Origin of the sequence: Pseudoalteromonas sp. NZS71_1, from assembly GCF_015864305.1 — a bacterium.
GTDB classification, from domain to species: Bacteria; Pseudomonadota; Gammaproteobacteria; order Enterobacterales; family Alteromonadaceae; genus Pseudoalteromonas; species Pseudoalteromonas arctica.
Genome location: NZ_JADYXM010000003.1, coordinates 454,190 through 474,924, shown reverse-complemented (window position 1 = coordinate 474,924; position 20,735 = coordinate 454,190). Strand labels below are relative to the sequence as shown.

At 39.2% G+C, this 20,735-nt stretch carries 15 protein-coding genes and 12 tRNA genes; 13 read left to right on the top strand and 14 right to left on the bottom strand.

The window, feature by feature from the left end; translation table 11 throughout:
- Positions 1–6 precede the first annotated feature (6 nt).
- From I6F43_RS07590 to I6F43_RS07580, 3 genes are all read right to left on the bottom strand, one after another.
- Positions 7–82 (bottom strand) — tRNA-Glu (locus I6F43_RS07590).
- Positions 83–226: 144 nt separating this feature from the next.
- Positions 227–302: transfer RNA gene (locus I6F43_RS07585), tRNA-Glu, on the bottom strand.
- A gap of 37 nt (positions 303–339) precedes the next feature.
- Positions 340–415, bottom strand: a tRNA-Ala gene (locus I6F43_RS07580).
- Positions 416–1,582: 1,167 nt separating this feature from the next.
- On the opposite strand from I6F43_RS07580, the gene I6F43_RS07575 reads away from it, so the two are divergent.
- The 10 genes from I6F43_RS07575 (at position 1,583) to I6F43_RS07530 (ending at position 4,933) form a co-directional block, all read left to right on the top strand.
- A tRNA-Val gene (locus tag I6F43_RS07575) sits at positions 1,583–1,658 on the top strand.
- A gap of 153 nt (positions 1,659–1,811) precedes the next feature.
- Positions 1,812–1,887: transfer RNA gene (locus tag I6F43_RS07570), tRNA-Val, on the top strand.
- Between the two features lie 160 nt (positions 1,888–2,047).
- Positions 2,048–2,123: transfer RNA gene (locus I6F43_RS07565), tRNA-Val, on the top strand.
- A 153-nt stretch (positions 2,124–2,276) separates the two neighbouring features.
- Positions 2,277–2,352: transfer RNA gene (locus I6F43_RS07560), tRNA-Val, on the top strand.
- 32 nt (positions 2,353–2,384) lie between these two features.
- Positions 2,385–2,460 (top strand) — tRNA-Val (locus I6F43_RS07555).
- 49 nt (positions 2,461–2,509) lie between these two features.
- Positions 2,510–2,585 (top strand) — tRNA-Val (locus I6F43_RS07550).
- A 32-nt stretch (positions 2,586–2,617) separates the two neighbouring features.
- Positions 2,618–2,693: transfer RNA gene (locus I6F43_RS07545), tRNA-Val, on the top strand.
- Between the two features lie 61 nt (positions 2,694–2,754).
- Positions 2,755–2,830 (top strand) — tRNA-Val (locus tag I6F43_RS07540).
- 61 nt (positions 2,831–2,891) lie between these two features.
- Positions 2,892–2,967 (top strand) — tRNA-Val (locus I6F43_RS07535).
- Between the two features lie 319 nt (positions 2,968–3,286).
- Complete coding sequence (locus I6F43_RS07530) at positions 3,287–4,933, top strand: tetratricopeptide repeat-containing response regulator (protein ID WP_024591593.1); 1,647 nt, start codon at positions 3,287–3,289, stop codon at positions 4,931–4,933.
- Positions 4,934–4,937: 4 nt separating this feature from the next.
- On the opposite strand, the gene msrB is transcribed toward I6F43_RS07530, so the two are convergent.
- The 10 genes from msrB to I6F43_RS07480 all read right to left on the bottom strand — a co-directional run bounded on the left by msrB (position 4,938) and on the right by I6F43_RS07480 (position 16,833).
- Complete coding sequence (gene msrB, locus I6F43_RS07525) at positions 4,938–5,378, bottom strand: peptide-methionine (R)-S-oxide reductase MsrB (protein WP_007584021.1); 441 nt, start codon at positions 5,376–5,378, stop codon at positions 4,938–4,940.
- Positions 5,379–5,525: 147 nt separating this feature from the next.
- Positions 5,526–5,966, bottom strand: a complete 441-nt coding sequence (locus I6F43_RS07520; protein ID WP_007584019.1) for a hypothetical protein — start codon at positions 5,964–5,966, stop codon at positions 5,526–5,528.
- Positions 5,967–5,968: 2 nt separating this feature from the next.
- The gene (locus I6F43_RS07515; protein WP_024607692.1) at positions 5,969–6,487 is read right to left on the bottom strand and encodes a DUF2919 domain-containing protein; all 519 of its coding nucleotides are present in this window, start codon (positions 6,485–6,487) and stop codon (positions 5,969–5,971) included.
- 10 nt (positions 6,488–6,497) lie between these two features.
- On the bottom strand, positions 6,498–8,516 hold the full coding sequence (gene ligA, locus I6F43_RS07510) for an NAD-dependent DNA ligase LigA (RefSeq protein ID WP_197101637.1): 2,019 nt from the start codon (positions 8,514–8,516) through the stop codon (positions 6,498–6,500).
- 80 nt (positions 8,517–8,596) lie between these two features.
- Complete coding sequence (gene zipA / locus I6F43_RS07505; protein ID WP_007584012.1) at positions 8,597–9,364, bottom strand: cell division protein ZipA; 768 nt, start codon at positions 9,362–9,364, stop codon at positions 8,597–8,599.
- Between the two features lie 74 nt (positions 9,365–9,438).
- Positions 9,439–12,840: a chromosome segregation SMC family protein gene (locus I6F43_RS07500; protein ID WP_197101635.1), complete on the bottom strand. Its 3,402-nt coding sequence runs from the start codon at positions 12,838–12,840 to the stop codon at positions 9,439–9,441.
- Between the two features lie 68 nt (positions 12,841–12,908).
- Positions 12,909–13,640, bottom strand: coding sequence for an RNA methyltransferase (locus I6F43_RS07495; protein WP_197101633.1), 732 nt, complete (start codon positions 13,638–13,640; stop codon positions 12,909–12,911).
- Positions 13,641–13,716: 76 nt separating this feature from the next.
- Positions 13,717–15,753 (bottom strand): FUSC family protein, encoded by a 2,037-nt coding sequence (locus tag I6F43_RS07490; protein ID WP_197101631.1) that lies wholly within the window; start codon positions 15,751–15,753, stop codon positions 13,717–13,719.
- 10 nt (positions 15,754–15,763) lie between these two features.
- The gene (locus I6F43_RS07485) at positions 15,764–16,624 is read right to left on the bottom strand and encodes an efflux RND transporter periplasmic adaptor subunit (RefSeq protein WP_197101629.1); all 861 of its coding nucleotides are present in this window, start codon (positions 16,622–16,624) and stop codon (positions 15,764–15,766) included.
- A 5-nt stretch (positions 16,625–16,629) separates the two neighbouring features.
- A complete protein-coding gene (locus tag I6F43_RS07480) occupies positions 16,630–16,833 on the bottom strand; it encodes a DUF1656 domain-containing protein (RefSeq protein ID WP_008171772.1) in 204 nt (67 codons plus the stop codon).
- Positions 16,834–17,227: 394 nt separating this feature from the next.
- Here I6F43_RS07480 and I6F43_RS07475 point away from each other — a divergent pair, with 394 nt between their 5' ends.
- Genes I6F43_RS07475 through I6F43_RS07465 form a run of 3 tightly spaced genes read left to right on the top strand, consistent with a single transcriptional unit; the run spans position 17,228 to position 19,754 of the window.
- A complete protein-coding gene (locus I6F43_RS07475; protein WP_165721407.1) occupies positions 17,228–18,337 on the top strand; it encodes a YjgN family protein in 1,110 nt (369 codons plus the stop codon).
- A gap of 9 nt (positions 18,338–18,346) precedes the next feature.
- Positions 18,347–19,369 carry a M48 family metallopeptidase gene (locus I6F43_RS07470; RefSeq protein WP_197101627.1) on the top strand — a complete coding sequence of 341 codons (1,023 nt, stop codon included), beginning with the start codon at positions 18,347–18,349 and terminating at the stop codon, positions 19,367–19,369.
- The gene (locus I6F43_RS07465) at positions 19,356–19,754 is read left to right on the top strand and encodes a DoxX-like family protein (protein WP_197101625.1); all 399 of its coding nucleotides are present in this window, start codon (positions 19,356–19,358) and stop codon (positions 19,752–19,754) included. The genes I6F43_RS07470 and I6F43_RS07465 overlap by 14 nt, the downstream gene beginning before the upstream one ends.
- Before the next feature lie 55 nt (positions 19,755–19,809).
- On the opposite strand, the gene speB is transcribed toward I6F43_RS07465, so the two are convergent.
- Positions 19,810–20,733, bottom strand: coding sequence for an agmatinase (gene speB / locus I6F43_RS07460; protein WP_197101624.1), 924 nt, complete (start codon positions 20,731–20,733; stop codon positions 19,810–19,812).
- Positions 20,734–20,735 lie beyond the last annotated feature (2 nt).

Genomic DNA, 20,735 nt, shown 5'->3' with positions numbered 1-20,735 from the left:
AGTAAGTGGCGTCCCCAAGGGGATTCGAACCCCTGTTACCGCCGTGAAAGGGCGGTGTCCTAGGCCTCTAGACGATGGGGACACATAAATGTGTCACTAGGACAGTTGATAAGTTTAACTCACATCATGAGCTTTAAGGTAATTGCGTTTAATACAAGTAAAGACTCGAGCTTTAATTGTGACGCTATTTTCTCGGTAAAACCGCCTTTAACTAATAAAAGTTAAGTGGCGTCCCCAAGGGGATTCGAACCCCTGTTACCGCCGTGAAAGGGCGGTGTCCTAGGCCTCTAGACGATGGGGACACAGAAAACTGCTACCCTAGGACAAAACACTAATTTTTGGTGGAGCCATGCGGGATCGAACCGCAGACCTCTTCACTGCCAGCGAAGCGCTCTCCCAGCTGAGCTATGGCCCCAACTTAATCAATACCCGTCGTGATAAACACATCGTGTATCGCTTAGTGCGGGGCGCATTCTATGCACCACCCAAAATAAAGTCAACAGTTTTTTACCTAGCTTTATTTAAATGGTTTAATTTTCAACAAACTGGCTATCAAGCGTGCTAAAAAATACAATTTGAATAAGATTCTAGCCCTACTGCTTATAATAACATCACTATATCGCAGCGAATACTTAACAACACCCTACTCCCCTATTTAATGCAACAAAATTGCATCAAAGCAAAGGTATACATTTATATGCAAATTGAACTTATCTAAAAACGACCAATTAAGGCCCCGCCAATCGCCTTAATCTTTTAAAAGTTACAACTGCTTATAATAACCAAAACTTAAATGTGGATTTGAGAGTACCCGCAGCCTTTACTTGCTTATTAACCAGCGTCACTCGTACTAAAAACTCGATTATTGTTTGAAGAACATTTTTTAAAGAGCATTGTAGCTTCGTAATTCTATCTACAAAACTTTAGGGCGTGCTGATCTTTGGTGGGTGAATTTTCAGCAGTATGTTTGGTTTTTAGGCAAGGCAGAGCCTATGTAGTGTGGTTATTCCCCATGAATAGGCGATAACGCCGCATAAAGTCCAAACATGCGCTGCCCTTTGGGTTCAATCCACTAAGGTCAACACGCCCTAGTTATATGTGATCTATTTAGTCTTAATCCGAAGGCTATTAGTGAAGTATGAGTATTTACGATTTGGCTAGGTTGGCTTATAAAAATAAAGTAAGTACAAAAATAGAGTTTAGAATACTGAAAATAGCATTTGTTTTGGGGAGTTTAGATTAAATTCATTTTTAAAGGACCGCTCTATTCACTAAATAACTCGCCCTAATATTAATCCATCTTGCTCATAATCATAAAAACGACTCCAGTAAAAAAACAATAAGTATCGTGAAGCTAAATTTAAGATTAATAAAATACAATTCCCTACTCACTTTTAGGAGCTTATTAGGTGCTTAATTGAACTGCAATATCAAATTTGATGATAAAATAGACTTCAACCATATCCTATTGTTTATAAAACCTTCATTCAGCACATTTTTATCATTCAAGTGTTGACACATTTTCAACTCTATCTATAATAGCGCCCCACAACAACGCAGCAATGCAATGTTGTTTAGATGTGGGTGATTAGCTCAGTTGGGAGAGCATCGCCCTTACAAGGCGAGGGTCACTGGTTCAAGTCCAGTATCACCCACCACTTTTTAATTAAAGTGTTCACATCTAAATTCTATATGGGTCCTAAGCTCAATTAGAAAATAGAGAGCATTACCGCTACTTACAAGTAACGGCAAAGTTCACTGGTTAAAGTCCAGTACTATTTATTTTAATAGTAGCGTTTTAATTTATATGTGGGTGATTAGCTCAGTTGGGAGAGCATCGCCCTTACAAGGCGAGGGTCACTGGTTCAAGTCCAGTATCACCCACCACATATAAAACCTATTATTATATAATAGTCGTGTTTTAAAATTGTAATATGGGTCGTTAGCTCAGTTACAAGAAAAGAGAGCATCACCGCCTTTTATAAAAGATGGCGAAGTTCACTGGTTAAAGTCCAGTACTATCTATATAGGTAGTAGCATGTAATATGGGTCGTTAGCTCAGTTGGGAGAGCATCGCCCTTACAAGGCGAGGGTCACTGGTTCAAGTCCAGTACGACCCACCATTCTTAGAATGGTGCATATTACAAGAAAGTCTAAATGGGTCGTTAGCTCAGTTAGAAAAAAGAGAACATTACCGCTATTTACAAGTAACGGCGAGGTTCACTGGTTAAAGTCCAGTACTATTTATTTCAATAGTAGCGTTTTAATTTATATGTGGGTGATTAGCTCAGTTGGGAGAGCATCGCCCTTACAAGGCGAGGGTCACTGGTTCAAGTCCAGTACGACCCACCATTCCTAGAATGGCGCATATTAAAATGTAATTTGGGTGATTAGCGCAGTTGGGAGAGCATCGCCCTTACAAGGCGAGGGTCACAGGTTCAAGTCCAGTATCACCCACCACATATAAAGCCTATTATTATGTTAATAGTCGCGTTTTAAAATTTAATATGGGTCGTTAGCTCAGTTGGGAGAGCATCGCCCTTACAAGGCGAGGGTCACTGGTTCAAGTCCAGTACGACCCACCATTCCTAGAATGGTGCATATTAAAATGTAATTTGGGTGATTAGCTCAGTTGGGAGAGCATCGCCCTTACAAGGCGAGGGTCACTGGTTCAAGTCCAGTATCACCCACCAAATTACATCAAGCGTTAATTTGATAATAAAGAATTAAATAACAGGCATACCTATAATATGTGGGTGATTAGCTCAGTTGGGAGAGCATCGCCCTTACAAGGCGAGGGTCACTGGTTCAAGTCCAGTATCACCCACCAAATTACATCAAGCGTTAATTTGATAATAAAGAATTAAATAACAGGCATACCTATAATATGTGGGTGATTAGCTCAGTTGGGAGAGCATCGCCCTTACAAGGCGAGGGTCACTGGTTCAAGTCCAGTATCACCCACCACATATAAATACCATCAGACAACTTCCCTAGTAATAACTCTTTTCCCATATTAAATACGTTTAACTCCTCTTTTTACCTTAAATACATTTCATATTTTTATTAAAATCTAAATTTCCATATCAAAGCACTCATCAAATATAGCGTTATCAATTTTACTTATTTAGTTTTTAATTATGTTATTCGGCTCAGTACCTTCGTAGTTAGATAAACGTATTAGGCAAAGTTAAATACCTAATAAATACAGCTATCATTTAAATTCCCTTGTAAGGAGTTAAACTGTTGATTATAGTCTGTGTTAAATACAATTACGCTTAAGCCAATGCCAACTAAGATTTATTCAAAAGCCAAAATACTTATAGTAGAGGAGCAGCCACTTGCTCAAAGCTATATGAAACAATCGTTAGAAAGGCTTGGCTTTCGACAGTTGCGCTTTGCTGATCATGCAAATTCTGCAAAAGAGCAGTGTTTAAGTGAAGAATTTGATCTAATCGTTTGCTCATTCAACTTAAATAAACACCAAGATGGCTACCAGCTTTATGAAGAGCTACGTGTAAAGCAACTCATAAAAAGCTCGACTGGCTTTATTTTTATCTCAGCAGAAACAAGTGGCTCACTCGTTCATAGTGTTCTTGAGCTGCAACCAGATGACTTTTTAGTTAAACCTTTTACAGTACAAGAGCTTAAAATACGTATTGAACGAATCTTAAAGCGTAAACACGACTTACAAACAGTGTATTCATTAATTGATGATGGTAACGATTCAAAAGCTATTAAGTTTATTGATACCGCTCTGGATAAAAAAAATAATAATTACAGCCCTATCCTACTTCGCTTAAAAGGTGATGCCTTACTTCGCTTAAAGCGCGCTCAAGATGCGAAAGACTTTTTTAAGTCTGTTCTCGACATTCAAAAATTTGCTTGGGCAAAAGTAGGCTTAGTAGAAGCACTTATAGCGAATAACGAACATATTTTGGCGCAGCGAATGCTCAAAACAATGTTAGAGCGCCAAGAAACTCGTTTAGTAGCCCTTGACTTGTTGGGCAGATTAGAAATAAAGCTAAATCAGTTTGAGCTAGCACAAAGCTTTTTAAGCCAAGCTGCAGAAATTGCACCGCGAAATATTACACGCCAAAAATCGCTAAGTAATGTGTCGCTAATTAATCACGACTACGAAAAAAGCTATTTAACTCAAAAAGATATAGCCACCTTTGCAAAACACTCAATACACGACCACCCCGATGTATATTTGAATGCAGCACGTGCAGGTATCGACTTTGCGCTAACGACTGATCAAACCGATCAAATTCAACGAATTTCTAGGCAAACCAATCAGTACATTAATGATTTAAAAAAACAGTTTCCTAATAATACAAATCAAGCTCAAATTGATGTACTTAATGCACGACTCCATTACTTAAAAGACGAGCATCAAAAAGCGAAAAAGCTAATTGAACAACTTGATGATGACGATACTCATATCCGATCGGTTGATGGCGCACTTGATAAAGCAAAAGCATTTCATGAACTGGGGTTTCATCAAAAGGCGCAAACCTTATTCACACAAATAATTAGCCACTGTGAAAGACATCCCGCAGTTAGCGACACAACTTACTTACGTTATATTCAGCAGCAGCAAAGTGAGCGACGCGATATTAAAATGGGTCCAAAAGAGCTTAATAATCATGCTGTTAGTCAATTTAATAAAGGCCAATTAAATACTGCGTTGGAAGCTTTTACACAAGCGTTTAGAGTCATGCCTCGTAATCAAAGTATCGCACTTAATTTATTACAGTGCCTATTTGATTCAACTAAGCAATCTGGCAGCTCATTTAATATGGATCTTGCTAGAAGGTGCTACGCCCTTCTTGATAAAACTAAATTACAAGCAGATCAGACGCAGCGTTTAGATAAGATTTTGCACATAGCAAAAGAAATGAATTTAGATATTCAAAGCGCTAGTAAATAAAATATTAGAGCTTTTTCATTGATGCGGCATTAACGCAATAACGTAAACCCGTTGGTAATGGGCCATCTGGAAAAATATGACCTAAGTGCGAATCGCACACGTTACAAACCACCTCTATGCGCTCCATACCATGACTTGTATCGCTTACATAGCCAATCGCTTCAATTGTCGCAGGTTGCGTAAATGACGGCCAACCAGTACCACTATCAAACTTCTCATCAGCATCAAACAATAGATTATCACAACAAATACACACATACTTGCCAGGTTCGAGTAATGTACAACTACCCGAGCTACCTGGGCGCTCTGTTCCCTTTTTACGTGTTACGTAATATTCATCTTCTGATAGTTGCATCCGCCACTGCTCGTCAGTTTTGACTACTTTTTTACTTGGGGTAGGATTGCCATTGGTGGCAAAGTTAATAACATCATTCCACTTCAACATAATAGCCTCATTGAATAGTTGATTAGCTATACTTTATAAAGTCATAAAAAGTACGGCTAATTATTACGTTATTTAATACACTAAAGATCAGCTAAGGAGTGTTGACCGTTTAAGACTAAAACTCGTTCAATCTTAAAGGTAATTTTCTTAGCTAAAGGTAATATTTTGTTTTTCTGAGTCGGTAAGTATTCGTTTAATAAAACTATCTAGCTCTGCTTTTTTTACAGGTAAACTAACACTCATTTGGCGCTCGTTATTACTGTAAATTATTAGCTCATCATCCTTTGTCGTTATACGTTCAATACTCTCAATAACTAACCAATCTGGACCGTGCTTTTTATCAAAAAATCCCATCAAACTAAAAAGTAATAAGTGTTGGGCATCTCGCTGAATAAAATCCTCTAACCTGTTTCTTGATTTAAATAAAGGCGTTAACCTATAAACGCTTGAGCAAAAAACAAATACCCATAACCCAAATAACGCTTTAAACCACATAAACTCTAAAAGCTCAGTGCTAATCATTAAAATAATAAGCACAAAGCCTATTATCGATATAGCTATCGCTATTTTTTTATTTACGGCGTCCACAACTAATCCCTTTTAAGTCGCTTTTTTTCTTCTGGTGCCTTTTCTGTCGGCTCAGGCCAATCATTAAAGAAAACAGTTAAATAGCGGCTTTTCACCAAATACCATAATACCCATAAAACAATCATCATTTGTACTGCTAAAAATGATGAAAATCGATAATGGCTATGCGCTGCTTGAACACTTAACCATGTTAAATCAACAACTGCACATAAAATAAGAGGCCAGCGCATATGTCGCCATATTCTTGCTAACCTGTTGCTTGCACTGTGTGAATCTCGTGGTCTGCGTAAACAAAATAAAATAGTCGGTATTATTGCAATACTTCCAATCGTTATTGCGATAAAAAAATCATTTTTATTTTTAAAAAATAACGACATTAAATCTAGTTCAGGCCTGCGGCTTAAAGCCGCAATAACCCAAATAAAATAACTGCGTAATAACACAAGCACACTTAAATGAAATGCAATAGGCGTACGGTAACTTCCGTACTTATCCCAGTATTCTGGCCCATATCGGCTCATTGTCATTTTCCTAACCGTTATGCTTTATAAGCAACTCAATTAATTCATCTTCAGTTAGTATGTCTATGCCTAGGTCTTGTGCTTTTGTTAGTTTTGAACCTGCTTTTTCACCCGCCACTAACGCATCTGTTTTAGCCGATACGCTACCAGACACCTTGGCACCAAGTTGTTGTAATCGTGCTTTTGCATCATTGCGATTAAGTGTATTAAGCGTACCTGTAAGTACATATGTAAGCCCAGCGAGCGGCTGTTCTTCTTCAGAAGGTGCGCTCAACGCTGGCCAGTTTACACCTTGATCTATCAGCGCATTAACAACTGCTAAATTATGCTCTTCATCAAAAAAACCACGAACATGAGCAGCTACTATTTCGCCTACATCACTTACTTGCGTTAAACTATCAATGCTGGCATTTATTACATTTTCAAGGGTTAGAAAGTGATTAGCTAAATTTTGTGCTGTCGCCTCCCCGGCTTCTCGAATACCTAATGAATATAAAAACTTAGCAAGCGTAGTGCCTTTAGCCTCTTCAAGTGCTGTTACTAAGTTTTTAGCTGACTTAGGTCCCATACGTTCAAGTGACTCAAAATGCCCCTGTTTTAAAATAAACAAATCAGCAGGCGTTTTTATAAGTTCTCTATCGACTAACTGATCAACAATCTTATCGCCAAGACCATCTATATCCAGCGCTTTGCGCGAAGCAAAGTGCTTAATAGCTTGCTTACGCTGTGCAGGACATACAAGTCCACCCGTACAACGGGCTACAGCTTCGCCTTCAACCTTTTCAACATGAGAATCACAGATTGGGCAAGTCGTCGGGAATTCGATATCTCTGGCATCATCAGGTCTGCGTTCAAGTACAACTTGAGTTATTTGTGGGATTACGTCTCCAGCACGGCGAATAATAACTATATCGCCTACTTTTACGCCTAAACGTGCAACTTCATCACTGTTATGAAGCGTTGCATTTGATACGGTAACGCCACCCACAAAAACAGGCTTCAAACGTGCAACAGGTGTAATGGCGCCAGTACGACCGACTTGAAAATCAACATCAAGTAGTTGGGTTATTTCCTCTTGCGCCGGAAACTTATACGCAATAGCCCAACGAGGAGCACGTGCCACAAAGCCTAAACGCTCTTGTAAGGTCTTTTTATTTATTTTTATTACTACGCCATCAATTTCATATTTAAGCTCACCACGGCGCGTTAAAATATCGCTGTAGTAATCGAGCGCGGCTTTTGGACCTTCAACTAATTTTGTTTCTGGGCACAAAGGTAGTCCCCAATCAGTCAGCTTTTCTAATTGCTGATAGTGATCCTCAGGAATGCTGCCATCAGCAACAAGCCCGGTGCTGTACGCATAAAACATGAGTGGGCGTTTAGCGGTAATTTTAGAGTCGAGTTGACGCAAACTCCCCGCCGCTGCATTACGCGGGTTAACAAATACTTTTTCACCGCGTTTTTCTGCCTCAGTATTCAATTTATCAAAGCCAGCGCTGTTCATAAATACTTCGCCGCGCACTTCAAGCTCTTTTGGGTAATCGCCACGTAACTTAAGCGGTACATTACGAATGGTTTTAACATTTTGAGTAATGTTTTCACCGGTAAAACCATCACCTCGAGTAGCCGCTTGTACAAGCACACCATCGCGATAAATAATTGATACAGCTAAACCATCAAGTTTTGGCTCACAACAAAAAGTAAGCTCATCAGTACTCATTAAACGCTCTTTTATACGGCGATTAAACGCAGTGAATTCTTCTTCACTAAACGCGTTATCAAGTGAGAGCATGGGTACTTGGTGCGCTACTTGTTCAAATTTACTAAGTGCTGCACCGCCTACTTTTTGTGTAGGTGAGTCGGCGGTTAAAAATTCAGGATGCTCGGTTTCAAGTGCGCTTAGTTCGCGTAATAACCTATCGTATTCAGAATCAGGAATACTGGGGGTGTCGAGCACATAATAATTATAGTTGTGTTGCTCTAATGTAGTACGAAGATGATTAACTTGCTCACTAATGCTGCTAGACATTTAAACCTCAATAAACATAAAAAAAGCCACTTTGACGATTCACCGTCCAGTGGCTTATAAAAATATAATGTATGCGTTATTTACGCTGAAAAAGAACGAACCTGCTCAACATATTGTCTTACGCGATCTACTGTCATTTCATTTCGCTCAGCATCTAAAATTTGCGCACCAAATTCATCCGCTAACTTTTTAGCTGCGCTGTGCAACATATTAAATGCAGCTAGACCATCGCCGTCGCACGGTAACGTCATAAATAAGCTTACCCCTGCGGTACTAAACTGTTCCATATTATCAATATCAAACGTACCTGGGTTGTACATATTTACTAATCTAAATAAAACAGGGCCTTGACCAGCCGGATCTAAATGGCGATTAAAAAAGCCTTCCTCAGAATATTTAAAACCTAAAGTGTTAACTGCTGGCAATAATTTACTGCCCTGCATACTAAGCTCTTCTGGCATTTGAATATGTACAATAACAAAGTCAGACATTTGGGCAGGTGCTTCTTCAGCGCTTTGCTCTTTTGCTTCTAGGTCATCAACTATTTCTAGGTCATCTTCAATCGGCACTTCTGGCACGCTTGTATCTATTTGCGGCTCATTTGCATCAAAGTTAAGCTCGCCAAACTGTGGCTCATCACGTTCGTTTTGCATTGGCTCTTTTGGTTCAGCCTCAGTTCGAAACGGTTTAGATGAAGCTGATGCGCTTTCTTGTAATGGTTCAACCCGCTCGTTATCAGATACTTCTGGGCGGTCTTTTTTTCTCACAGACCACAATCCATGTATTAATAAACCACCAATGACAACTACACTGATAATGATTAAAACCCATCTTAATTGTTCGGCCATCCCCTCACCTTTTATTATTTGATATGCCTAAAACCTGTATATTAATTAAAAAATAATACACTTGTTATAAAAATTTATGCATGTGCAAGTTGCACAGCTTGCTCTATATCTACAGCAACCATACGCGATACGCCAGGTTCTGCCATAGTAACACCTGTTAATCTACCAGCCATTTCCATCGCAATTTTATTATGACTAATATAAATAAACTGCACTGATTGTGACATTTCTTCAACCAAACGGCAAAAACGCACAACGTTGGCATCATCTAATGGTGCATCTACTTCGTCCAGCATACAGAAAGGAGCTGGATTGAGCCTGAATATAGAAAACACTAATGATAATGCGGTCAGCGCTTTTTCTCCACCACTTAACAAATGAATTGTTGAATTTTTCTTACCCGGTGGTCGTGCCATTATACTAACACCACTTTCGAGTAAATCGTCACTGGTTAATTCTAAATACGCACTACCACCACCAAAAACTTTAGGAAATAGCTCTGCAAAGTCTTCGTTAACTTGATCGAACGTCGCTTTAAAGCGTGTTTTGGTCTCACTATCAATTTTACGAATTGCACCTTCAAGGGTACTTAACGCTTTTGTTAAATCATCTAATTGATTATCAAGATAGTCACTACGAGCTTTAGCTAAATCAAACTCTTCTATTGCCGCTAAGTTTACTGCACCTAATTTATCTAACTGATTAGTAAATCCGGTTAACTGATTTTGCGCTGCACTTAAATTCAATGAATCAGGTAATTCATCAAGTATTGCTTTTAAGCTTTGCTTTAGCTCTTCTAATGGTTCGAGCGCAACTTGCGCTTTTATTAGTAAGCTTTGCTCTTCAATTGTTAGCTTTTGATGCTGCTCTTGCAAGCCCACCAGCTCACCTTGTGAGTTTTTAAGACTTGCTTGCTTGGTGTTTAAACTTTCTTTAGCGTGAGATAATTCTTTTTGTAGCACTACCAGTGCCTGCTCGCCTTTTTGATGCTGCGCTAAAAACTGCGTTATTTTATCGCCAAGTTCTTGCTCTGGTATAAGCAGCTCTTCTATTTCATTGAGCAATTCTTGCGCACCTTCTGATGCACTAACGTGCTCTTGCTCCGCATGGCTCAATTTGGTTTGGCTTAACTGCCATTCACTGCGTGCCTTTTGCTCTGAGAGCGTTGCCTTATGCGCTTGCGTTTTATATTGCTCAAGCATGCTTAATGCTTCGCTATAACTTTTATTACTTTGTGAGCGCAGGCTATTTGCAGCGTCTACCTCATCCGCTAAGTTAAGTTGCTGCTCATTTAACACTTCAAATTGCTCTGTTTGCTCATCAAGCACGTTATTTAATTGCAAAAGCGCAGTGGTTAATTGCTGTTTTTGTTGCTGTAGCTTTTCTAGTTGAAGCTTAAAGTGCGCTACTTGCTGTTTGAGCATATCGCTGCGTGTACCGGCTACTGCTATATTTTGCGCAAGCTCATGTATGGCTTCTTTTAGCTCGCTTTGCTCGTTAATTAACTTTATTTGATCAGCTGTATGTTCATCACGAGTGTGTGTTACTTGTTTTAGCTCATCCTCGGCATTGGTTAACTGCTGAGCTTTATCCTGCAATTGCTTATGTTTTAAAAGTAATGAGTTTTCAGCATTTCTATCGGCACTTACATGCCAGTTACGACCATATAAAGCACCGTTTTTATCCATAACGGCTGTATAATAAGCATCTTTTAACAGCGTTAGATCACCGCTCTCGCTATAAGCAATGCGCGTTAAATGATCTGGGTACACGCCGCTTGTTATGAATGCCGCTAAGCTATTTTCAGCAATGTGCTTACCACTAATTGGCCACACACTATTATCAGCTTGCTGCTCACTTACATTTAAGTGCTCTAGCGATTTAAGTGCTTGCTCTATTAAGGGCTCAAAGCCTTCTTTAACACTTAGCTGATTAAACAAACCATTAGTACTTTCACTTTCTTCATCAAGCCCTAATGTACTTTTAAGCCCCGTTATACTGGCTTTTAACTCATTTATTGTTTGAGTAAGCGTCGAATATTGCTTTTGTGAGTTATTAACACGCTCATTTTGCACTTCAAGCTTAGCACTGCACTGCGTGTGCGCTGTTTGTTTAGCGGCAAGTTCTTGGGTTAATGTTTGTGTTTGCTGTGTTTGCTGCGTTAATTGTTGTTCTACATCGCTACTTTGTAAGTCAGTAAGCTGCGCATTTAACTGATCAATTTGCTCGTTAACGTGGCTTATTTGCTGCTGAGTTTGTTTAATGTGACTGCTATGCAGTTGCGCATTATTATTAAGTTGCTGCTGTTGCTCACACAAAGTTTGCCAGTGTGTATTGTGGCGCTGCTTCAGTGCTAATAATTCCTCAAGCTCATGCGTTAACTTCCTTACTTGCTCTTCGCACATTAACGCGTTTTCACTTGCCTCTTGCAGGGTTTCATTTAGTTGCTCGCACACAATTTGCTGCTGCGTTTTAACTTCAGTGCTATGGGTTTGGCGTTGCTGTAATTTAATTAAATTTTGTTTAAGCGTTTGAGTTTGTTGCTTTACATTTATTTGCTGTTGCTCAGCGCGGGTAAGCTCGGTGTGTATTACATGTTGCTGATGTTGTGCATCGCTTAGTTTATCTTGCTGAGCTTGTACTTGCCCTTCTAAGCTTGCAAGTACATCGTCATGCCCTGAGTTAGCAGTTTTAAAAAACGAAATTTGATCGTTCAGTTTTTTAATTAGAGTACTTTTTTCAAGTTGTTGCTGATGTAACTTTTGCCATTTTAAAACCGCAATTTGCCCTTTTAACGTTCGCTCTTGCGCTTTTAACTCGCGGTATTTTTTTGCATCAACCGACTGCACAGCCAATTTATCTAACTGGCTTTGCAGCTCTTTACGCACATCTAACAAACGCTCAAGGTTTTCGCGGGTGCTTTTAATGCGTGTTTGTGTTTCGCGGCGGCGCTCTTTGTATTTAGAAACACCAGCAGCTTCTTCTAAAAATACGCGTAATTCTTGTGGTTTACTTTCTATTAAGCGCGAGATCATCCCTTGCTCAATGATTGCGTAACTACGCGGACCAAGACCTGTACCTAAAAATATATCGGTAATATCACGCTTACGGCATTTACTGCCATTTAAAAAGTACAGCGATAGCCCGTCGCGCGTTACTAAGCGTTTAATTGCAATTTGGTTTCTGTCGGCAAATGTGTTTGAAGGACTACCTTTATCGTTATCAAAAACAAGCTCTACAGAAGCTTGTGATATGGCTTTACGATTAGTTGAGCCATTAAAAATAACGTCGGTCATGGCATCGCCACGCAGGTTTTTAGCAGAGCTTTCACCTAGCACCCATCGTACTGCATCAATAACGTTAGATTTGCCACAGCCATTAGGGCCTACAACACACGTCATTTGATCAGGAAATGGAATTTTAGTGGGCTCTACAAACGATTTAAAGCCCGCTAATTTAATAGTGCTTAAGCGCATCTTATTGTTATTACCAATTTATTATTGTTATTTGTCATAAACAATTTAACCCATAATTTACTAATAAATTAAGCTTGTCGTTTAAAGTTATCTAAAATAATACCGGTTGCCATTGCAACATTAAGCGACTCTGCTCCACCAAAAGCGGGAATGGTGATTTTATTGGTCACTAAATTTGCACATGTCTCGCGTATACCATGCGACTCGCTGCCCATTAGTAAAACGCCTGAGCCCGTAAATTGGGTTTTATGCACGCTTTGCCCATCTAAAAAAGCACCGTAAACAGGTAAATTTAAAGACTGTAGGTAATCAGGTAAATCTACTTGGCTTACCGATACCCTTACAAATGAGCCCATTGTGGCGCTAATTGTTTTAGGATTGTAAGCGTCTGCGCTGTCGGTGCTAGTTACTATATGTTTAATACCGTACCAATCGGCTACCCTAATTATTGTGCCTAAGTTACCAGGGTCTGATACGCCATCAAGCGCGAGAATTAAGCCATTTGCTTGTGGTAAAGCCGCCTTTGGCATATCAACAATAGCAATGGCTGCATTATTGCTAACTAATGTGCTCGCTTTAGTGAGGGTTTCTTCATCCGCTTCAATAAAATTAGCGTGCTGATACTCACCTTGGTACGCATTTATAAATTCGTTTGTAGCAAAAATATTAACCGCATTTAATGGGCTGTTTAATAACTCAAGTACGTTTTTTTCACCCTGTACAAGGTATTGATTATATTGCTTTCGGTACTTTTTTTGGCCAAGTTGGCGAATAAGTTTGAGTTGGTTTTTTGAAATCATAACAGCCCCATAAAATTGTCCATTAAGTATAACAGATTTCGTTATAACATCTGAACTCGAAAAGCAGCGAATAGGGTTAATTTATCTTGCTGGCACTTCTTTCAAAGGTCAGATTAATGCGAATAAACATGCCTTTTATTGCCTCTAATTGGTTTGAATCACCAACAGATGCGGCTAATTCGTTATAAAGATTATCAGACGCTTTCTTAAATTTTTCATCAAACTTACCTTTGGTAGCCAGCATAAATGCATCAGCCAACGTGTGTTGCCACTCATTTAAGTATTTTAGCTTTGTGTCACCAGCAAGGTTTTCGCAAATTGAGTTTAATCGCACTGAAGCATGCCCTAAGTTTAGACCGGTAAGAGCCATATCGGTAATAGCGCGTGAGTGTGAACCCTGATCGTAATTAGTTAAACGGATTAACCTATCTGCCATGCGGCGGTTGTACCAAATACTCGGAGTTTGATGGGTATTTATTTCGAGTAAATCTTTATAGGTAGCCTTAAAAACACGATGAACAAGTAACTGAACACTTGGTCCTGTAAATAACTGAAAAATCCAAAATAAAATACTCACGCCAGCAAAAATAGCGATTGCAGAACTAAGTGTATAATCAATTGAAAACGCTAGGCTCATATCCGTGCTGGGTCTAACCAAAATAGTAAATGGAATACAAAACCCTAAGCCGTATGGCAGCGTTTGTTGATCAGCGAGTAAAAGTAAACCCAAAAAATACGGACCAGCTAATACAAGCAACAATATTTCTAATTGCCCACCACTTTGCGACAGTAAATTTAACGCATAAAAAATAGTTACAAAAGTAGCAACAATTATACCTGCCAATAAACGTTTAATTACAACCTGTAAAATAGCCAAGGGTATTCTCGCCAGCATTATCGAAAATATGACCGGTAATATCATAATTAATAATGCAGCTGAAGAACCTGTATTAATCCAAATAAATGCGCCGATAGAAAACACCAAAGCAGTTCTAAATCCAACAATAATGCCCGCTAATGGGTCGCGATATGTAAGCATACTGGGTGCATTTAATAATGTTTTATCGCGTTGTTCTAACGCTCTGTATGCCCGTAGTAAAATTGTTAAGTCGGCTGCCACTTCTAAGCTTACGTTGAGCATGTGAGATTCAAATGGCGAATCACACACCGTATTTGCTCTATAGTCGGTTAGCTCTTTACGCAGCGTTTTAACTTGTTCGGCGCAGTAATCAAAATCGTCAGATTCTTTAATTTGCGCGAATACGTGTTTAAGTTTACTTATTAATTTGTCTAATGTGGGAGTAATAAGGTCTGCGTGGTTTCGTTGCAGGCGACCAATTATTTGAATTGAAGCCAGTAAAGAAAGTACTTTTTGCGACAATTGATTTGCAGCACGTGAGCGCCCTGGACCTTTTGGCCCTTCGTACCTTACTGCGCTGGAGTCTTCGTTTATTGATCCTAATGTTGCCATAATGCCATCTATTTGCTGATGGCGATTTTCGTGCGAGCCTTTAGAATCAAGCTCAGTTACTAAATAATCTAACGTTTGGTTTATAACCGACCGCGCTTGTACTTGCAGTAAGTGTTTAACTTTTACAGGCCAAAACAAATGGCTCACAAGGCCTGCACATATTGAGCCTATTACTATTTCACTCACGCGCGCTTGTGCAATATCAAATATGCTTTGGCTGCTCACCATTGCCGGAGTAACCATGACTAAAAGTACAATAATAGCGGCTGTTACACCTGCCATAGCAAACGCATAAACAAAGTTTGCTTGGCGTACCATTGCCGATAACGCAGAGTTTACTCCCAACCATAATGCAAGTGCACCGAGCGCTAAATAAGGGTAGAGAATTAACTGAGTTAAAAGCAATATGCCAAATAAACCACCCACTATGGTGCCTATTATTTGGCAAATTGCTTTTTCAATAACCAATCCGCTTTGCGGGCGTAATTGCAAAAATATAGCCGAGACTAGCGCCCAATAAGGTCTTTCAAGATTAAGCCACATAGCGATAGTAAGCGCCATTACCATGGCTATAACGCCCTTAATCGCAAAAATGATTGACTGTTTTTTAGGAAAAAACAAATTTTGTAATACAACGCCCACTATATTCCCCTTAACGTGTAGCGAGATGTATTGTGGCGGTCATTCCTGCGCTTAACTGTGTATCTTCGGGCAATAAATCTAACTTAATATCAACAGGAATACGTTGCGATAAACGTACCCAATTAAATGTTTGTTGCACTTGCGGTAAAAGCTGCCCGTTACTTTGTGTATTCGTATTTGCAATTGCTTTACCTACACTCACTACATGCCCCGTTAATTGCTTACCACCGCTTAGAAGCGCTATTTTAGCTTTTTGATCAGGATAAATAAGCGGTATTTTACTCTCTTCAAAGTAACCCGTTACGTAAAATGAATCTGACTGCACGATAGCAAACACAGGTGTGCCTTGAGCTACATAGTTACCTTGGCGTAAATTCAGATTAATTATTTGTCCCGATGCAGGCGCAACAATTTTAGTTCTATCAACATTTAATTGCGCAATTGTTTGCTCTGTTTTAGCTAGGTTATAATTTGCCTCAGCAATTTTAGTATTGATACGTGTTGATTCTAGCGTTTCTTCACTTATTGCCTGTTGAGTGTTTAGCTCAACACGTCTTTCGTATTTATGTTTAGCAAGCTCCCATGTATATAGCGTATTTTCTGTATTGGCTTTACTTTTATCAAGCGCTGCTTGGTAACGCTTTTGATCAACATTAAAAAGTACTTCGCCTTTTTGTACGTTTTGACCATCTTTAATGTTTAAAGCAGTCACCCAACCCGACACGTCTGGAGCAACTGTAACTATGTCTGCTCGAATGCGACCGTCGCGCGTCCAAGGAGTATGCATGTAGTCAGTCCATACCCAACGCCCAGCAAAAACCGCAGCTATAACAACCAAGATAGTAAAAGTAATACGCAGATATTTAATCATTCAATTTATCTTCCACTTAGTAAATAGACGGCCAGTGCCAAGTAACAAACAAATAGTGACACTTCAAACCAAGCCACTTTCCAAATACGGTCATGCCAATCTAGTCGATGCAAAGCAAAACGAGTCAGCGCTGTTAAAATAAACGCAATTGGGAAGTAAACAATCAGCGGGCTAAACTCTAATCCCCCTAACACGACTGCTTGAAACATAATAAATATCCTAATGTTATTTAAAGCGGTGATAAAAGCTGTAAAACCTAAATAAATTTACATCCCCACTACTCTTACAATCTATTATTTTGGCATATAAATCAATTAGCTTAATTGTACGTAGGTGTGCTTAATACATAATTAATGCCATTACATTTAAGCAGCATTAACTATGTATAGTAGCTAAATCGCATATTAAAAAGCTAAAGTTCCCAGTTACCAGCCAAATAAATAAAACCAGCGAGGTTTATTTATAAAAAAGTATTAGAGTATTTAACTCAATACTTAAAACGCCTATTTATAGCTGTTTACAGAAGGGTGAGATAATTATAAACATTGAATTTTGCACTAAAAATGGGTAAATTAACAAAAAAACAACATGGATATAATTTTAATGGAATCAATACACCCTACCCCATCTGAAACAACCCCACCAATAAATGAGCCTGCTGAACCAATTTTTAGCGGAAAAGTGCAGTTTAGTGGTAAAGGCGGTGAGTTTTTTGGAATTTGGATTGTAAATATATTACTTAGCGTTATTACGCTTGGCATATACTCAGCGTGGGCTAAAGTACGTACGCATCGCTATTTTTACGGCCACACCCGTATAGATGGTCATAGCTTTGACTACCTAGCAACGCCAATACAAATTTTAAAAGGTCGGATTTTAGCGGTTATTGTATTTTTTATTTATACATTTTCTATTAGCTTTATGCCTATTTTAGGCCTGTTTATTGCTCTTGGTTTTATCTTTTTAATGCCATGGATTATTAACCAAGGTTTACGTTTTAATCTGCGTATGACCCGCCATCGTAATGTTCGCTTTGCTTTTAAAGGCAGCTATGGCGAAGCCTTTGTTAACTTTATACTTTTACCTATTGCCAGCATATTTACACTTTATTTATTAATGCCTTACGTTATAAAACGTATTGATAGCTATATCCATAGCAATATTAGTTACGGTGACAAACCGCTTACTGTAAATCTAAAAGGCGAAACCTATTACTTAACAGCGCTTATTTGCTTTGTAGTGAGCTCTATCACCATGGTGGTATTTATGGGGATTTTAGGATTATTTGGCCTCAACTTAGTAGATATTGAAAACCAACAAAATTTAGAAAATTCTGCAGCTATGGTTATGCTTCCTATCTTTATGATGATTGCCTATGTGCTAATGATTGCCATTGTTTCTGCTGTATGGCACGCCGCTATTAGAAATCACATTTTTGATAACAGCCATTTTGAAGGCGTTGCTACATTTAAATCTGAGCTAAAACCAATTCCTTTCGCTGTTTTACTACTCACTAATATGTTGGCTATTGTATTTTCTTTAGGCCTTGCATACCCATGGACAAAAGTACGTACATCAAAAATGCTCGCTGATGTAACTAACGTCACTATTTATCCTGGTGCATTAAACCTAATTGATACCGCGCAAGAACAGCAATCATCATTTGCTGAAGAAGCTGCAAACGTATTTGATATTGACCTTTCTCTAACTTAAGAGCTCACTATGCATGTAAAGGGACATTTTTTCCCCATCGCATCGAGTAACTATCAAGTGTGTGTTGCAACTATTAGCGACACACACATTGAAGTTATTAACGATGAACACGTTATAGCTCGCCACGCAATCTCAAGTCTAAAATTAAGTTCGGGGATGGCAGGACTTGCTGACGAACTAAACTTTGAAGATGGCAGTCGTTTTATTCCTCAAGATGTAAGTTACAGATGGCCATTTAAAGAAAATAACCATCACATAATGGAGCGCCTTGAAAAAAGTAAATGGGCAATTTTAGCCGCAGTCATATTTACACCACTTTTTATGTGGTTAGTACTTTATAAAGCGGTACCGGCTATTGCTGTTTACAGTGTTGATACCCTGCCACGTAATGTTGTGGAACAAATGGGAGAGCAAAGCTTTACACTTATTAAAAAGATTGCGCTTGACCCAAGTGAGCTGCCCGCAGAGCAGCAAACTAAAGTACAAACACATTTTACAAATATGCTTAATGCGTTATCGCTTGATCAATCGGTTTATAGATTATCGTTTTATAAATCAGACAGCTTTGGTGCTAACGCGTTTGCACTACCCCATGGCCGTATCGTGGTCACAGATGATTTAGCAAATTTACTTGCCGATAAACCCAATGCACTAAAAGCGGTATTGCTACACGAAATGGGCCATGTAGTCCACCAGCATAGCGTACGTATTACAGCACAATCTGCCGCAAGTACGATTGTGCTAGCGGTTGTATTTGGTGATTTAGAAGGGGTTGCAGAGGTTGCATTAGGTACAGGTGCATCGTTTGCTCAGCAAGGGTTTTCACGAGATATGGAACGCGAGGCAGATACCTTTGCACTCACTCAATTAGAGTCGCTTGGGTATTCGAGTAATGACTTTGCTGATGCAATAGAAGCCCTACAAGAAAGCCATACCAGCGAAAACGAACACCTCGAAAAAGTAAATGACTTTTTAGAGTACTTATCTAGCCACCCAAGTGCACAAGAGCGTATTGACAATGCTAGGAAATAATCGCGGTTATATTCAACTTGCTCGCTACATAGTGAGTTTAAGTTGGATATATCATGGCTTTTTTCCAAAGCTTTATCATATTGCACCACTTGAAAAATTAATGACTGGCAGTGCTGGTTTTTCAGCAGAAGTGTCTGACTTAATTACACGTTCGGCGGGTTTTAGCGAAATTATATTTGGATTGTGTTTATTTGTGTTTTATAAAAATAAACACTTAGTAATTTTAAATATTTTAGCATTAATTGGCCTTCTACTCGCTGTAGTTGCAGTGCAGCCACAATTGCTTATTGAAGCATTTAACCCTGTAACTACTAACCTGCCTCTTATTGGGCTAAGCGTTATTTGGTTAAAGGAAATTAAGCTGCTGAATAATCGATACCTCTAAGTAAAAAAAGGGTATGCAAGCGCATACCCTTTTTTGTAGTATTTAATTTGTAAAGTTAGTACTTATTTTTATGCGTCCACAAATGCAGTAATTCGCTCGCAATGGTTGCTGCGGCAATTGCGGTAAGCTCACTTTGGTCGTACGAAGGTGATACTTCTACCACATCCATACCTACCATGTTTATGCCTTTTAGCGCACGCAGTACTTTAAGTACTTTATCTGACGTTAAACCACCGCACACAGGAGTGCCTGTACCAGGCGCAAACGCAGGGTCTAAACAATCTATATCAAACGTTAAGTAAACAGGTAGGTCACCTACTCGTTCAAGTATTTGCGCTGCAATATCATTTGCATGTAAATCGTTGGCTTGCATTGCATCAATCACAGCAAACTCATGTTTACTTTGATCAAAGTCGGTACGAATACCTATTTGTATACTGTGCTCAACATCAATCAGCCCTTCCATTGGTGCATGATAAAACATAGTGCCGTGATCAAAACGCGAGCCATTGCTATAGGTATCGGTGTGCGCATCAAAATGTACTAATGCCATTTTGCCATGTATTTTTGCATGAGCACGTAATAGCGGAAGCGTCACAAAGTGATCGCCCCCTAAACCTAATAGCGTTTTACCTTGGCGAAGTATTTGCTCAGCAGCCATTTCTAGTTGCGCAGTAAAATACTCAGGATCGCCAACAGGGTAAGTAAAGTCCCCTGCGTCTGAAACTTTTAAACGCTCAAACAACGGGAACGTCCACGGGTACTTAGTGTCTTCCCATGCTAAATGAACCGACGCACGACGAATCGCATCAGGACCTAAGCGTGCACCAGGGCGACCCGATGTCGCTAAATCAAACGGTAAGCCTAAAACGACTACGTCTGCATCAATTGCATTAATATTTTGCACCATAGGACGACGTAAAAACGTCATCCCATTTGAGTACAATGAGTGATCTGCGTGACCAAACAAAGTCGACATTG